Raw genomic sequence first — 14,613 nt, forward strand, 5'->3', positions numbered from 1 at the left:
ATCATGGCTGGCGGGGCGGGCCGCCGGCGCCCTCGGCCGGGGTGTCGGGCATGGGGGACTGGCCGCTGGCCGGCGTCATCCGCTCGCCGAGGGCCTGCATCTCGCGCCGCTGCCGGGCAAGGCGGGTTTCGCCCTCGGCGATCTCGCTGGCGAGTTCCTGGCGCCGCTGCTCCATCTGCGCCACCTGCTGCCGCAGCGCGGCTGCCTGGTCGAGCAGCTGGGCGGCGTCGCGCCGGGCGGTCTCGACGGCGCGGGCCTGGGTTTCGGCCTCGGCCAGGGCGGCACGGCGGGCGGCAAGCTCCGTGCCGGCGGCCTCGGCCTCGGCGCGGACCGAGGCGAGGCGCCGTTCCTCCGCCGCGGTGCCGTCGCGGAGCTCGGCAAGGCGGCGTTCGGCGGCGCCGACCTCCTGGCGCAGCGCGGCGCTGCGCTGCTCGAGGCCGCGCAGCGTGGCCTGGGCCTCGTCGCGGGCGGTGGTGATGCGGGCCAGCTCGGCCTGGGCCTGCTCGACCGCGCCGCGCCGCTGGGTGAGGGCGGCCTCGGCCTGGCCCAGTTCCTCGCGCAGGCCGGCGAGGCGGCGGTCGGCCTCGGCGGTCTGCTGCTGCGAGGCGCGGGCGCGGCCGGCGGCCTCCTCGGCGCTGCGGTTGGTGCTGGTCAGGCGGGTCTCGGCCTCGGCCAGGGCGGTGCGGCGGGCGGCCAGCTCCCGCTCGGCCGTTGCCGTGTCGGCGCGGAGGGTGGCGATGCGCCGCTCCGCCTCGCTGCCCGCCTGCTGCCGCTGGGCCAGGGATTGCTGCGCTTCGGCGATGGTGGCGCGGAGGCCTTGCAGCCGCGCCTCCTCCTGCGTCGCCCGCTCGCGCTGGCCGACGAGGCGGCGGTCCTCGTTCGCCGCCTCGTCGCGGAGGCTGGCGAGGCGGCGCTCGGTGGTCGCCGCCATCTCGCGCAGGCCGGCGAGCCGGCGCTCCTCGGCCACGGCGCGCTCGCCGAGGGAGGAAACCCGGCCATCCTGCGCCGCGGCCTGGTCGCGCAGCTCGACGAGGCGGCGCTCGGCCGCGCCCGTCTGGTCGCGCAGGGTGGCGATGCGCGCCTCGGTCTCGCCGAGGCTGCCGCGGCGGGTGGTGCTGGCCTGCTCCAGCTCGGCAAGCTGGCGCTCCTCCTCGGCCAGGCGCTCGCGCAGCTGGCGCGCCTCGGCCTCGGCTCCGCCGCGGGAGCGCTGCGCATTGGCCAGGGCCGCGCGGGCGGCGCCGAGCCTCTGCTCAAGGGCGGCGAGGTCGCCGGCGGCCCGGCGTTCGGCGGCCAGCGCGGCTTCCAGCTCGCTGACGCGGCCGCGCAGGACGGTGCCCTGCGTCTCGGAATCCTGCAGGTTCCGCTGCATCGAGGCGATGCGCTCGCTGCGTTCCACGGTCAGGCCACAACCGGCCAGCGGCACGAGCAGGACGGCAAGGGCCGGCCCTTGCCAAGACAGCAGCTTCGACATTCAATCCCCCAAGCGCGATGCCGCCTATGGCGCCCGTTCCGGCCGTCCGGGTCAACCACCGGTCCGTTGCATCATCGCACCCGATATTCACGAAGCGGTTGATGATGCCCCGTCATGCAGCGCCCGCCATTCGGGCCATGGCAGCGGAGCCGAAGCATGCACAAATAGGCAGGATGAGCGATGCGCCGTCCCCTGCCCTGTCCCTTGGCCTTACCGCCTTCTCCGACCGGCTCGCCAGCCTCGGCGCGCTGGGGGCCGCCCGTACCGTCGCCGTGCATGGCCGGGACGGGAGGGCGCGATCCGGCCTGCTCTGGGCCGAGGGGCTGGTCGTCACGGCCGAGGAGGCGCTGGAGCGGGATGACGAGCTCACCCTGACCCTGCCGGATGGGCGGGAGGTGGCGGCGAGCCTGGCCGGGCGCGATCCGGGCACGGATGTCGCCCTGCTGCGGGCCGAGACCGGGGCGCTGCCGCCGCTCGACCCGGCGCCGGCCGGGGCGCTGGCGGCCGGGCATCTGGTGCTTGCCATCGGGCGGGACGAGCACGGGCCGCTGGTCGCCTTCGGGGCGGCGGCGCAGGTGGCGGGGCCCTGGCGCTCGATGCGCGGCGGGCGGCTGGAGCGGCGCATCCAGCTCGGCCTGCGGCTCGATCCCGCCTGCGAGGGCGGGGCGGTGCTCGACCATGCCGGGCGGCTGGTCGGCATGGCCGTGCCCGGGCCGCGGCGGCGGGCGCTCGCCATCCCGACCGAGACCATTGCCCGCTCGGTCGAGCATATCCAGCGCCATGGCCGGGTGGCGCGGGGCTATATCGGCCTTGCCCTGCAGCCCGTGCGGGCGGAGGGGATGCGCGGCCTCATCGTGGTCGGCATCGACCCGAGGAGCCCAGCGGGCGAGGCGGGGCTGCTGCTCGGCGACGTGCTGGCGGCCTGGGATGGGGTGCCGCTCGGCTCGGTGCGGGAGATGCTGGCGCGGCTCGACCCGGAAAGCATCGGCACCGAGGTGGCGCTCGACCTGATCCGTGGCGGGGAGAAGCGACGGGTGACGCTGCGGATCGGCGAGAGGGCGGCTGCGTGATGGCCGCCGCTCTTCTCGATCGGCCGCTTCCACGGCGCCCGGCGAGCCTGCCCGCCGTCGCGGTACATGCCGCCGAGGCCGAGATCGCCGCGCGCCTTGCCGACCTCCCCGGCATTCGGCTGGTGGAGGAGTCGGCCATGGCCGAGGTGGTCGTCACCGACCTGCCGGCGGTGGAGCCGTCCGGCCCGCCGACCCTGGTGCTGACCGAAGGCGCGGCGGCGCTGGATGCGCTCCGCGCCGGCGCACGGGCGGTGCTGCCGCCGGACGCCGCCCCGGCCCTGCTGGCGGCGGCATTGCCGGCCATCGCCCGCGGGCTGGCGGTGCTGCCGCCTGCGCAGCTCGCCAGCCTGGCGGGGCGTGCGCCGGCTCCGGCCGCGCTCGAGGCGGGGCTGACCCGGCGCGAGCGGGAGGTGCTGGACCTGCTCGCCGCCGGTGCCTCCAATAAGGTGATCGCGCGGCGGCTCGGCCTGTCCTTCCACACGGCGAAGGCGCATGTCGCCGCGGTGCTGCAGAAGCTCGGCGCCGCGAGCCGGGCGGATGCGGTGGCGCGCGGTGCGCGGGCGGGGCTGGTGCTGCTGTAGGGCTCAGCCGGGCAGGCGGTAGAAGACCAGCCCGCCGATCTCGGCCGTCGGCACTTGGCCGATCGCCCAACCGGGCAGCGAGGCGCCGTCATGCCAGTGCGTCGCGCCCTCGGTCGGGTCCGGCAGGGCGCCGCCGAGGGCGCGGGCGGCGATTCGGCGGCACATCTCCATGGCCGCATCGGCCGGCGCCTCGGCCCGCAGCCGGCCGGCCTGCCAGCAGCGGAAAAGGAAGGGCGCGCGGCAGGCCTCGGCCAGCAGCGCCGTCCAGCCTGCCCCGGTATGGGCGCCGGGGGTGAAGCGGATGCGCGGAGCCGGGGCCTCGGCCGCCAGCCGGGCGCGGTTCACCACCAGGGCGGCGAGGGCCTCGATGGCGCGGACGGGGCGGCTGCCGGCCTCGGCGCGGAGGGTGAGGGCCAGGATCTCGGCACTCATGGCTCGTCTCCCCCGAGGCGGTCGCGCAGGCGGAGCGTGCCGGCTGCCTCCAGCTTCTCCTCGATCCGCAGCAGGTGCTGGGAAAGGCGGCGGTCCACGTCACGGATGAGCGAGAGGGGGACGTAGCTGCGCGCCACCTCAAGCTTGAAATCGGCGAGTTCGTCGCGGGTGCGGCGGACCTCGCCGCTCTCCCGCTCCGTGGTGCGGTCGATGCGGTCGTGCAGGTCCTTCCGCAGGCCGTGGAGCATCCAGAACAGGGCGGCGGCGATCGGCGCCTCCACGGCGCTGATCCACCAGGTGGGTTCGATTGACATCGCGGCTCACATGCCTCCTTGAAGCGGCGTGCCGGCACGACCACCCTCGGGCGGCACCGGGACGCGATGGAACAGTGACGATCTGGAACGAGCCCTATCTCGAGACCTGCTGCCGCGCGGCGCTCCACCGGCTGGTGCTGGTGGGCAAGGGCGGCCGGCCCGATGGGCTGAAGGACGGACCATGCCTGGAGCGGCTCCAGGGCATGGGGCTAGCGCGGCTCAGGACGGATGGGCGGTACGAGCTGACCGCGGCGGGCCAGGAACGGCATGCCGGGGAGATCCTGAAAGTCAGGAAAGCCGGCTAGCCGCGCCAAGCGAGCGGGCGCGGGGCAGGCATGGCGGCGGGCAGGCGGACCGGCTCGGCGAGCAGGCAGCCGGCCAGGGCGTCGAGGGCGTCGTCCCTCTGGCCCGGCGCGTCCGGCCGCCAGGCGGCCATCTCACCCGGGAAAGACGTGCGGAACACCGACTCGTGGGCATGCAGGCGGCGGGCGGCGAGCGCCGGCTCCAGGGCGGCAAGGATGCGCTCCGCCTTGGCGCGGCGGCTGGCATGCTCGATCACCGTGCAGGGCGCCCCCGCCTCCGCCAGCGCCCGGCGGAGCAGGGCGGGGAGGAAGCGGCCGAGGCCGTTCGTCTCCACCCGGATCACCGGCAGCAGCAGCTCCCGCGCCAGCCGCGCCACGGCCCGGCATTGCTGGGTCGCGGGGTCGACCTGGCTGTCCGGGTCATGCGTGAGGTAGGCGAGGCGATGGAGGTAGTGGTTGCCCTCGCCATCCGCATAGGTCGCCGCCAGCACCGAGGCGTCGCCGGCACCGGGCCGGCCATAAGCCGGGTCCCAGAAGCCGCCGCCCGAGGCCAGCCGCCGGCCCAGCAGCGAGAGCTGGGCGCGGCCGCCGGCCTCGCGGTAGTCCGGCTCCTCGCCGTAGCGGATGACGAGGGCCGGATCGAGCCGCAGCGCCGCCTCCGCCACCGGCTGGAGCAGCATCTGCCGGGCGAAGTGCAGCGGGCCGACGCGGTCGCGGAGTGCGGCGACCGAGGCTGGCGTGAAGCGTTCGGGCCAGGCGCTGCGGCCTGCCTCGTCGAGCAGGGGCAGCACCAGGCGCCGGTAGCCACGGAGGAAGGCGGCGGGCTCCTCCGGCGGCAGGTAGAGCGTTTCGGCACAATGCGGCGTGCCGACATAGAGAACGGCACCGCCGGGGACGAGGACGAACTCGCACTCGCCGAGCCGCTCGCGCAGCTCCTCGCGCTTGCCCGGCGTGTCGCAATTGCCGGCAACCTCGACATCGTCGCAGATGATGAGGTCGGCACGCGCCCCGGTAATGTTGCCGCCGATTCCTTGCGCGAGCATCGACGGGTCCCGCAGCACGGCCTGGCGGGCGACGGTGAAGCGGTCCGCCGCCCAGGCTTCCGCGCGCTCCGGCAGCAGGGCCCGGCAGAGCGGATGGCGTTCCAGGATGCGGCGCACCTGGGCGACCATCTTCACCGCCAGCACCTGGTCCGCGGCGAGGACCAGGATGCGCGTGTCCGGCGCCCGCAGCAGGCGCCAGGCGCAGAACAGCCCGACCAGCGTGGATTTGCCGCAGCCACGGAACGCCATCAGCAGCAGGCGCCGGTCGTCATCCTCCCAGCGCGATTGCAGCCAGCGGACGATGCGCCGGTGCGGCGCCGGCATGCCCTGGTTCTGGACCGCATTCCAGATCCAGGCGAATTCGAGGAAGTCAGCCTCCGGCGCCTCCGTCATTCTCCTCCTCCGGCAGTTGCGGCATGATGCGGCGCCATTCGGCGAGCACCTCGGTGATGGCTTGCTGCTGCGCCTCGCCGCCGGCATCGGCGGCGAGCTTCAGCAGCTGGTCGGCATGGGCGAGGGCGGTGCGGCCCGCGGTATGACGGGAGGCGAAGGCCTTCACCATGGCCTCGTCCGGCTCTCCGGCGCAGAGGCCGACGAAGCGGCGGTAGTCCGCGAGAACCAGCGCCACGGCGCCGGCGAAGTCGGCCTCGATGCGGAGCTTGCGTTTCGTCGCCATGGCGGGCTCAGAGCCGCGGCTTGACGGCGCGGACAAAGAGCGTGCCGGCGCCGAGAGTGATCGACCCCGCGCTGACATTCTGCGCCGTGACCCGCACCTGGTTGCTGCCCGCCGTGCCGCCGACCGCGGCATGGAATACGACGCCGCCGTTCTGGAAGCCGGCCGACTGCGCGAAGCCGGCGCGGACGAAATCGCCCTGGCGGACGCCGGGCAACGTTACGTCATAGGTCGCCGTAGCACCCGCGGCCAGCGCCGGGATGGTCCAGCCGGCGTCGCTCACCGTGTACTCGCGCTTACCCCAGGCGCGCGAGCCGCCGTAGAGCACCCGTGGCGCGTGCAGGGCCGAGGTATAGAGGCGGAGCGAGCGCAGCACCGCGCTCGACGAGCTGCCGCGGATGCCGATGGCGGCGTATTGCGCATCGGCGCTCAGCGTCACCCGCTGCAGCCTGTTGAGCGCGAGGCCGCCGGTGAGGCTGTCGAGGTCGGCATTGCCCTCCCACCAGTAGGAGGGGGCGCCCTGCATCAGCGTGTTCATGTTGGAGAAGAGCACGGGGCTGCCGGCGCCGAGCACGTTTTCCGCGCCGTCGAATTGCATCACCATTGGCCGCAGGCCGATGCCTTCGGCGGCGATGAAGAACTCCTTGCATTGGCTGCAATCGACGACATAGGCCAGCGCACGGGAGATCGGGATGGTCACGTCGTCGGCGTTGAGCGTGAAGGCGTTGAGGCCGGGGAAGCAGAAGCCGTTGAGCGTCGAGGGCGGGCCGGCGGGATTGCCGGAGAGCACCGCCATCTGGTCGAAGCCCACGCCATCGGCAACGGAGATGCTTTGGCGGAAGGCGAGCGTCCGCAGGTTCTCCGCCCCCGCCACCAGCCGCGGCGCGGCGATGGCGGCCGTCGCCTGGTGCATCGGCACCACCGTCCCGCCGGCCCGCGAGGCGCCCTGGTACTGCACGGAGCAACCGAGGAAGCCGTAGGTGCCGACATAGGAAATCTCGTAGCGCGCGTCGCTGAAGCCGCCGGTGTGCCGGGCGACATGGGGCGAGCAGGCCTCCATCCGCACGCCGGTGGCAATTAGGCAGCGGCCGTCCACCTCGACGAGAAAGGGGATGGCATCCACCGCGCCCGGCGTGCCCTGGCGCTGCAGCTCGAAGGCCGGGCCAGTGAAGAGATGCGTGTTGTGCAGCCGGTAGGCGCCGGGGGCGGCGGAGAGCCGCACACCGAAGCGCGGCTGCGTCGGGTTGGTCGCGCTGGAGCAGGCGAAATGCCCGCCCTGGTGGCGCAGGGAATTCATCCAGCCGCTCGCCGTCAGCGTGCGCAGGTCGAGGCCGATGCGGTTGTCGATCAGGCGGCCGTAGCGCAGGTCGCTGTCCTCGCAGCCGCGCGCATCACCCACCAGCTGCACGCCGATGGTGAAACGCTCGGCCCGGCGGATATCGACGGTGCTGGCATCGATGTTCCGGATCAGGATGCCGACATCGGCCTCGCTCGACCAGTCGCTCTGCATGGCGCGGAGCACGGCGAGGCCAGTATAGACCTTGCCCTGGTTGTTGGCCGCGCCGCCGTCGCCGAGCGTCAGCGCCGGCAGGCCGGCGGGGCCCGCGTAGAGGATGCTGCCGCGCATGACGAGGCCAGCCGCGGCGCCCGGCAGGGTGAGCGCCATGCTGGTGCGGAAGGTGCCCTCGCCGATCTCGAGCAGCTTGCCGCTCGCCGCCGCCGCGGTCATCGCCGCCTGGAGCGCCGGGCCGTCATCCGTCTCGCCGTCGCCGGTCGCGCCGAAGTCGCGCGCGGTGAGGCGCTCGGAGAGCTTGTCCTCCACCGTGCGCGGCACGCCGCCGGGGAAGCCGATGGTGAGCAGCCCCTCGTCGCGGCCGAAGGTGGCGATGTTGCCGAGGCTGTCGAAGCCGAGCAGCCGGTTGGCGCGCGCCCCGCGCAGCGGCAGCGCCGTCGACCCGCTTTCCGAAGGGTCGAGATGCAGCGCGTTGCCGAGCCCATCCTTCACCTCCTGCAGGACGGCGACCTGATAGTCCAGCTCGTCGTTCAGCGTGCGGGCGCGGAGGATGCCGTTCGACTGGAAGTCGGTGGTGCGCGCCACCACCATGTCGCGGCGGAGCGTGACCTGGGTCCCGGCCCGCGGCGGGGCGTAGAAGACGACGCTGCCGCCCTCGCTGGCGCCCGCATTGGTGACGACGAAGCCGCCGGCCTGCGGCACGCCGTCCAGCCGCACCTCGAGATCCGACGGCGCGAAGATCGGGAAGGGATAGGTGAAACCGGTCTGCACGCCATCCGCGCGGTATTGCACGCGCGGGGCGACATCGCCGATCCTGATATGGTCGTCCATGCTGCGCTCCTAATCCAACAGGTTCCTGGCGATGCCGCCGAAGCCGCGGCCGATGGCGGCGATGCCGCGGCCGGAGCCGAGCAGCGCCGTCACCGTGCCGTCCGGGTTCAAGAGGCTGCTCCGGCCATCGGCGAGGCGGGCGCGGAGCGTCGCGTCATCCGCCCCCTGCGCCGCCGCCGCCTCACCGGCGAGGCCGCCCGTCACGGCGGCGGCCGAGCCGCTGTCGGGCGAGACGCCGGCCGCGGCGAGACGCGCGCGGGCGGAGGCGACGGTGCGCGCCAGCGCCGTCTGCCGCTGCAGCGCCGCCTCCTGCGCCTGGGCCAGCAGCACCTGCTGCTGCGCCACCTCCCGCGTCGCGTTGATCTGCGCCTGGGCCTTGTTGGCGGCGTTCTGCGCCTGGGCCTGGCGGACCTGGCCGTAGATCGTCGCACCGGCGCCGAGCACGGTGGCGATCGAGGTGAGTGCGCCCATCAGTCGGTCATCCTCGTATCGGTGGTGACGGAAAGCAGCGTCATCGGCAGCGGCGTGTCGTCCTCGATGCGCCAGAGCGGCTGCATCGCATCGCTCCGCCAGCCGAAGGCGCGCAGCCGCACATCGCCGGTGAAGGGCGCGGGGGCTGCGTCGAGCATCGGCGTATCGAGCCGGCGGAAGGGCACCGGCTGCGGGCCGCGGCCGAGATCGACCGCGAGCGCCGTCGTCTCCAGCAGACGGAAGGTCGCGGCGACGAGACGGATCGGTGCCGCGCGGGCGCCGATCGCGGTGGAGAGCTCGGGCGGCAGCGGCTCGATCACATGGGTGAAGGCGAGACCGATTTGCACGCTCGTCGAAGGCGGGTCGATGGTGACGCTGCCGTTCAGCACCGTCTCATCTTCACGCGGTGCGCCTCCGGCGACGACGCCGACCGCTTGGCCCTCGAGATGGGCGAGGCCGGACCACTCATCCTGCGGCACCGGCGCTGCGCCGGTCAGCGCCGCGTCGAGGCCGAGAGCGTCATCGAAGCGCTCGAGCCGGATGCTGCCGGCCCGCTGCACCGCAGCCCAGACCGTGCCGCCGATCTCGGCGAGCGCGAGGAAGGCGCCGGCCGTTTCCTGCCGCGTCCAGGCGGTGACCTGCTCGGCGCGGTAGAGCGTCAGCGTCGAGAGGCTGCCATCGGCCATCGCCACGTGCAGCAGCCGGCGGCGCTGGTCGTAGCACATCGAGACCGGGTTCTGGATCAGGTGCTGGGCGACGAGGCCGAGGTCGTTTGCCTGGTAAAGCTGTTGCAGGTCGGTATAGGTGAACTCGAAGATCCCGCGCCCGCTGCGGCTGGCGAAGATGGTGGCGCCGTCGACATCGACCGGCGGCACCATGCGCGTCGTGACCGAGCCGACGCGCGTCTGCCGGTCGAGCTGGATGCTGCCCGGCGTCAGCGGCGCGCCGCTCACCATCCATTCCGTGCCCGAGGTGAAGACCTGCAGGTGCTGGCCCGAGAAGACGGCGCGGATGGCGTTCACCTGGTCGGAGACGAGGCCGAACTCGATCGCCTGGTCGTCGAGCCCGGTGCCGGGGTCGAAGTTGAACAGGTCGCCCGTGCGGGACAGCCAGAGGCGGTTCGGCAACTCGCGCGAGCCGCCCAGCACCAGCCGGTCCTGGTGGAAGCAGAGCGTCACCGGCCAGCCATGCACCGGCGAGAAGGCGGCTTCGTCCCAGTCGGTGGTGGGCGTGGTGCCGGCGAGCGTCTCTTCCACCACCGCATTCGCCTGGGTGGGCGAGACGACGCTGCCGATCAACAGTCGCTTGCCGCCGATGCGGAAGCGGACGCCGGCATGGCCTGCCACGAAGAGCGCGGCGGAGGCGGTGAGGGTGATGCTGCCCGTCGTGCCGCTCGGCGTCAGCGTGACATCGGGCGAGGCGAAGCGGTGGAAGGGCTCGCGCAGGAAGGACCAGGGCGCGATCGTCCAGGCCACGTGACTGGTCCGCGTCACCCGCTGCGGCGGCAGGTCGGGGTGACAGACCAGCAGCGTGTCGGCGCTCTGGGTGAAGGCGAGCTGCGGCAGCATCGCTGCCGTCCAGGGCGCGGCGAACTGCGCCACCAGGCCGTCATCGATGAAGACCTGGAGCAGCCTGTCCGTCAGCACCAGGAGGTAGGCCTGTTCCGTGTTGAACTCGAAGGCGATGAGTCGCGCGGCGCCGGGCAGCATCGCCACATGGCGGAGGCCGGGTCGGCGCGTGACGCCGCCGGTCGGCTGGATGAAGACGTTGCGCAGCCGCCGCGCGCCGTTGGCATAGGCGCGCAGGTCTGGCCGGCCGAGCAGCGTGGGCGCCACCTCGCCGGCGGTGAAGCTGGTCTTCAGCATGCGGGACTGGACCATGCTCAGCCCCGCACCGTGACGAGCGGGAAGTCCTCGATGGCGCGCGGCGTCGCCTGCTGGCTGTCGGCGCGGCGAGCGTTGCGCAGCTCGGCATCTGCCTGGGCCAGCAGGAGCTGGGCGCGGGAGGTGTTCTCGGTCAGTGGGATGCAGAATTCGGCGGCGAGGCGCGCAGCGAGGGCGGCGGCGAAGAAGGCCGGGAAGGCGCTCTCATCCGGGCGAAAGATGTAGCTGAGGACGACCTGCGGCGCGTTGCAGTGCAACCGGTCCTCGAACAGCCGGTAGGCGAGGCCGCGGCCGCTGTTCGGCACGCCGGCCGAGAGCACGCGCAGGAAGCCGGCGGGCAGCTGGAAGGCATACGGGAAATCGGCGACCGGCGTCGCCGCCAGGCGCGGCAGAGAGGCCTGGCCGGTTGCGAAGCTCCAGGGATGCGAGGAGAGCAGCGCGTCGCGCGTGCCGGCGTAGAGGTTGGCCGCCACCTCGGCCTCGGCGGTGCCTTCGTCGAGCGAGGCGATCGGCTGGGCGCCGATCTTCAGCAGCGCGCGCGTGCAGAGCGCGAGGGCGGAGAGGGCCATCGGGTCAGAAACTCCGGCGGTGAGGGAAAGGGGTGCCCCACCCCGCGGGCGCGGGGTGGGGCGGCGGCTGCGTTATTCCTTGCAGCGCATCCGGACGACGCCGGTGTTGTCGACCAGCACGGCGCCCTGGCTCATCATCGTGTTGACGAAATGCGCGGCGCGGTCACCGTGCCAGGTGACGTCGGTGGAGATCTCCGCCGCCGCAGCATGGCCCACCGCGGTCTTGTGGAAGAAGTAGCAGTAGCGCAGCGCGCCGTTCTTGGTCAGGCCGCTATGCGGCATCCAGATGGCGCCGAGCCAGCGCTTCGCCTGCGTGCCCTTCCAGGGCAGCTCGTCCGGGCCCATATACTGGGTGTTGGCGAATTCCTGGATGGTCAGCAGCTCGCTCCACTGCTTCCAGCCGACGACGGCGAAGCGGTTGCCGTCATCCGGCACATCCGCGTTGCCGAGCGCCTGGAAGGCGAGCAGCACCTTGGCGCGCGTCATGCCGTCATTGTCGGTTTCACCCGTGTTCGTGCCGATTGCCTCGTTGGTGGCGGAATCGAGGGCGGAGATGATCAGCTCGTCGGTCTTGCGGCCGAGGGCGTAGGCGCCGGCATTCGCCACCACCGCACGCTCGTCGATATTGGTCTTCAGCTCGTCCATCCGGTCGACCCAGTCGCCGGCGTAGTAGTCCTGCAGGAAGCACTCGACATTGGTGTGGTCGATGTTCATCACCGGCACGACGCCGTTGCGCGCCTTGGCGGCGGCGGTGCCGCGGCCGACCTTTTGGAAGACGGTGGAGGCGCCGCGCACCTCGGACTTGCTGCGCACCAGCGGGCGCAGCTTGCTGCCCTGGCGCTGATAGGCTTCCTGAACCTCGGCTTCGTACTGCTTGATGAAGGCCTGGTCGATGGAGCTGGACATGGTCTGCCCTTCGCTTGGAGGTCGGTGGAAAGGCCGCGCCGATGCGGTTTGCCCCGCTTGCGGGACCGCCTGGGCATGGCACGCCGCGGCTCCGCCCGCTGGATGCGGGCGGGGTTGTTCGCGACGGAAAAGGGTTTGGGGCTTACTGGCCGACGAGGCGGCGGAAGCCCTCGGTCACGCGTGTGACGAAGGCCGGCTCGCGCGTCCGCCAGTAGCGCGGGTCACGCATCATGGCGCGCAGCTCGGCCTCGCTCTCGCCGGGCGGCGTCACGCCCTCGCGGGAGAGGCCAGGCTCGCCGCCCTGCATCATCCGCTCGAGCGCGAGCACGCCCTCGGCGGTGGAGGAGAGCGCGGCATAGACCGGCGCAGGGAGCTTCGCCTTGCCCCAGGCGGAAAGCTGCGCGGCCATGGCCTTGAAGCGCTCCTCACCGCCGAAATGCGCGGCGAGTTTCTCACGCTGGCGATTGGCCTCGAACTCGGCGGCGGCCTCGGCGATCAGCGGCAGCAGGCGCTCGGCGGCGAGGTCGTAGACCAGCTGCGCCTGACCAGGGGTGAAATGCGCGGCGTGCAATCGGTTGTTCACCTCGGCATCGGCGCAACAGAGGTCGTGCGGCGGGGTGATCTCGTAGCCGTCGGGCGAGTCGGGGATGCCCATCGCCTGGCGGAAGCGCAGGATGTCATCCGGCGCCGCATCCGCGCCGGGCGGGGCGGCGCGCTGCGAGAGGCGGCGCTCCAGCTCGCGGTAGGATTTCAGCAGCGCCTCGGTGCGCAGCGTGCCGGTTTCGGCATCCCAGAATTTCTCCGGCACATCGGCCGGGCGCGCCGGCAGCGCGGCATCCTCGGCAGGCTGCAACAGATCCTCGGGCATACTCGGGTCACTCCCGGTTGGAGGGGGTTGGGACAGGCGCCAGCACCTCGGCGGGGGCGCCGAGGGTGCGGGCCAGCCAGCGGGTCGCCGCCGCGGCATCGACCTGCCGGGCGGCCTCGCCGCCGAGCTGGCCGACCGCCTGGAGGAAGAGCAGCGTGTTCGCCGCATCGGCCCGGCCCTGGATGCGGGCGAGCGGGCTTTCGTAGCGCAGCGCTACCTCCCGCCCGTCGAGCAGCAGTGGGGGGATCGCGCCGCGGCGGCCGAGGATGCCGAGGCAGCGGGTGACGAGCGGCGTCAGCAGCTCGGTCTGCAGCCGGCCATAGGTGGCGCCGAGCAGGCGGGCGGTCTGCGCGCTGCGTTCCAGAACCTCGGTCGCCGTCATCGTGCCGGCCTGCATCGCGCCGAGCCGGTCGGCGAGCAGCGCGCCGCGGATGCGGGTGCGGAGGTCCTGGAGGACCAGCTGCGAGACGTCGAAATTGCCGGGCGCCGCGAGCGGCGTCAGCCCGGCGCTGCCCGGGGCGCGGGGGATGATGGCGCCGGGGACGAGCTTCACCGTCGCCGGGTTCAGCACGCCATCATCCTCGGCCTGCCAAATCCCCGTGGCGGCGATCGAGGCGTTCTTGAGGACGAGTTCCACCACTTTGTTGGCGGTGCGGATGTCGGGCAGCGCCTTCATCACCGGGCCGCGGCCATAAAGCTCGCCCGGCACCTTCAGCCAGCGGAAGGCGATGCAGGGGCTTTCGTGGAAGCGCCCTTCCGCCAGCAGCAGCGGCCGGCCGGGATCGGCGGTGAGGATCGCCGCATAGCCCGTGCCGCCGCGCTCGGACCAGAGCGCCTCGAGCAGCGGCAGGGGCGTGGCGTCGCTGCCCGCGCGCTCCAGCTCCGGCGGCGCCCCGGGGAAGCGGGCGCGGATCTGGCCCGGCGTCAGCCGCGCCTGGCGGTAGATGGTGTCGAGCCGGCCGTCCGGCCCTTCCTCCAGCACCGCGCTCCGCAGCGGCAGCGCGGCGAAGCGGAAGGCGGAGGGCTCGCCAAGCGGGGCCTCCTCCACCAGCAGCACGCCGGTGCCGGTGACGACCAGCTCGACGAAGGCCTGGTGCATTTCGACCGCGAAGTTGGAGCGGTCGAAATGCCCCTGCAGCGTCGCGGCGGCATCCTCCAGCGCCTCGGCCATGGCGCGGCCGGCCTCGCCCTCGGCGTGGGGCCGGGCGGGGGAGAGGCCGAACCAGCGCGACCAGGGCGGGGTCAGCTCGGCGAGCAGCGAGGCGGCGAGCTGCTCGGCCGCATCCGCCGCCGTCGCGTCGAACAGGGCGCCGCCCTGGCCGATGGGGGGCAGCACATGGGCGTAGCAATCCTGCCAAACCGGCTCCAGCGGGCGGCGGCGGTCGAGCGCGGCCTGGTGGCGGGCGAGGATCTCCTCGGCGGTCATCGGCGCTACTCCCCGAGCAGGGATTTGCGGGCCACCGCCGGCAGCGGCGCCAGCACGCCGCGGTCGGAGGTGGCGATGGTGCCCTCCAGGCCGCGCCGCGAGCGGGCCTGCGACTCGACCTCCGCGGCCTGCTGGGCCTGGACTGGGGTTGGCGCCACGGCCACCGGCGCGGGCGCCGGGGGCGGCGCGACGATCACCGGCTTCGGGGCACGGAACAGGCCACCTATGCGCGTCACCTCGGGTTCTGGGAGTGCGGGAGC

General features: G+C 73.2%; 16 protein-coding genes. 3 read left to right on the forward strand and 13 right to left on the reverse strand.

The genetic code is table 11. From position 1 onward, the window contains the following. Position 1: 1 nt before the first annotated feature. Positions 2–1,471: a hypothetical protein gene (locus tag LH62_RS05655; RefSeq protein WP_043359845.1), complete on the reverse strand. Its 1,470-nt coding sequence runs from the start codon at positions 1,469–1,471 to the stop codon at positions 2–4. A 173-nt stretch (positions 1,472–1,644) separates the two neighbouring features. Between LH62_RS05655 and LH62_RS05660 the strand changes: the two genes are divergently transcribed. Next, positions 1,645–2,541 (forward strand): S1C family serine protease, encoded by an 897-nt coding sequence (locus LH62_RS05660; RefSeq protein ID WP_043359847.1) that lies wholly within the window; start codon positions 1,645–1,647, stop codon positions 2,539–2,541. After that, a complete protein-coding gene (locus LH62_RS28075) occupies positions 2,541–3,122 on the forward strand; it encodes a LuxR C-terminal-related transcriptional regulator (protein ID WP_052213744.1) in 582 nt (193 codons plus the stop codon). The genes LH62_RS05660 and LH62_RS28075 overlap by 1 nt, the downstream gene beginning before the upstream one ends. 3 nt (positions 3,123–3,125) lie before the next feature. On the opposite strand, the gene LH62_RS05670 is transcribed toward LH62_RS28075, so the two are convergent. Together LH62_RS05670 and LH62_RS05675 are read right to left on the reverse strand one after the other, a co-directional pair. Beyond that, complete coding sequence (locus LH62_RS05670; RefSeq protein ID WP_052213745.1) at positions 3,126–3,554, reverse strand: cell wall hydrolase; 429 nt, start codon at positions 3,552–3,554, stop codon at positions 3,126–3,128. Further along, positions 3,551–3,868 (reverse strand): hypothetical protein, encoded by a 318-nt coding sequence (locus LH62_RS05675; protein ID WP_052213746.1) that lies wholly within the window; start codon positions 3,866–3,868, stop codon positions 3,551–3,553. Before LH62_RS05675 ends, LH62_RS05670 begins: the two co-directional genes overlap by 4 nt. 80 nt (positions 3,869–3,948) lie before the next feature. Here LH62_RS05675 and LH62_RS05680 point away from each other — a divergent pair, with 80 nt between their 5' ends. Next, entirely contained in the window at positions 3,949–4,173 is a 225-nt protein-coding gene (locus LH62_RS05680; protein ID WP_043365243.1) for a hypothetical protein, read from the forward strand. Here the strand turns inward: LH62_RS05680 and terL are convergent. The 10 genes from terL to LH62_RS05730 all read right to left on the reverse strand — a co-directional run bounded on the left by terL (position 4,170) and on the right by LH62_RS05730 (position 14,589). After that, positions 4,170–5,606 carry a phage terminase large subunit gene (gene terL / locus LH62_RS05685; protein ID WP_043359849.1) on the reverse strand — a complete coding sequence of 479 codons (1,437 nt, stop codon included), beginning with the start codon at positions 5,604–5,606 and terminating at the stop codon, positions 4,170–4,172. The two genes, LH62_RS05680 and terL, sit on opposite strands and share 4 nt — an antisense overlap. Then, a complete protein-coding gene (locus tag LH62_RS05690; protein WP_043359851.1) occupies positions 5,584–5,889 on the reverse strand; it encodes a hypothetical protein in 306 nt (101 codons plus the stop codon). Before LH62_RS05690 ends, terL begins: the two co-directional genes overlap by 23 nt. Before the next feature lie 7 nt (positions 5,890–5,896). Then, positions 5,897–8,230, reverse strand: coding sequence for a glycosyl hydrolase family 28-related protein (locus LH62_RS05695; RefSeq protein WP_043359853.1), 2,334 nt, complete (start codon positions 8,228–8,230; stop codon positions 5,897–5,899). Between the two features lie 9 nt (positions 8,231–8,239). Continuing rightward, positions 8,240–8,701 (reverse strand): hypothetical protein, encoded by a 462-nt coding sequence (locus LH62_RS05700; protein WP_043359855.1) that lies wholly within the window; start codon positions 8,699–8,701, stop codon positions 8,240–8,242. Next, a complete protein-coding gene (locus tag LH62_RS05705; RefSeq protein WP_043359858.1) occupies positions 8,701–10,581 on the reverse strand; it encodes a hypothetical protein in 1,881 nt (626 codons plus the stop codon). Before LH62_RS05705 ends, LH62_RS05700 begins: the two co-directional genes overlap by 1 nt. Positions 10,582–10,583: 2 nt before the next feature. After that, positions 10,584–11,153 (reverse strand): hypothetical protein, encoded by a 570-nt coding sequence (locus LH62_RS05710; protein ID WP_043359860.1) that lies wholly within the window; start codon positions 11,151–11,153, stop codon positions 10,584–10,586. A 72-nt stretch (positions 11,154–11,225) separates the two neighbouring features. Further along, positions 11,226–12,059, reverse strand: coding sequence for a phage capsid protein (locus LH62_RS05715; protein ID WP_043359862.1), 834 nt, complete (start codon positions 12,057–12,059; stop codon positions 11,226–11,228). Positions 12,060–12,201: 142 nt separating this feature from the next. Continuing rightward, positions 12,202–12,927, reverse strand: coding sequence for a capsid assembly protein (locus LH62_RS05720; RefSeq protein ID WP_043359864.1), 726 nt, complete (start codon positions 12,925–12,927; stop codon positions 12,202–12,204). A 7-nt stretch (positions 12,928–12,934) separates the two neighbouring features. Continuing rightward, positions 12,935–14,353, reverse strand: a complete 1,419-nt coding sequence (locus LH62_RS05725) for a portal protein (RefSeq protein ID WP_043359866.1) — start codon at positions 14,351–14,353, stop codon at positions 12,935–12,937. Between the two features lie 5 nt (positions 14,354–14,358). Next, complete coding sequence (locus tag LH62_RS05730; protein WP_236552485.1) at positions 14,359–14,589, reverse strand: hypothetical protein; 231 nt, start codon at positions 14,587–14,589, stop codon at positions 14,359–14,361. Positions 14,590–14,613: the final 24 nt, after the last annotated feature.

It is taken from the genome of Belnapia sp. F-4-1 (assembly GCF_000802185.1).
In the GTDB taxonomy this organism is placed as follows: domain Bacteria; phylum Pseudomonadota; class Alphaproteobacteria; order Acetobacterales; family Acetobacteraceae; genus Belnapia.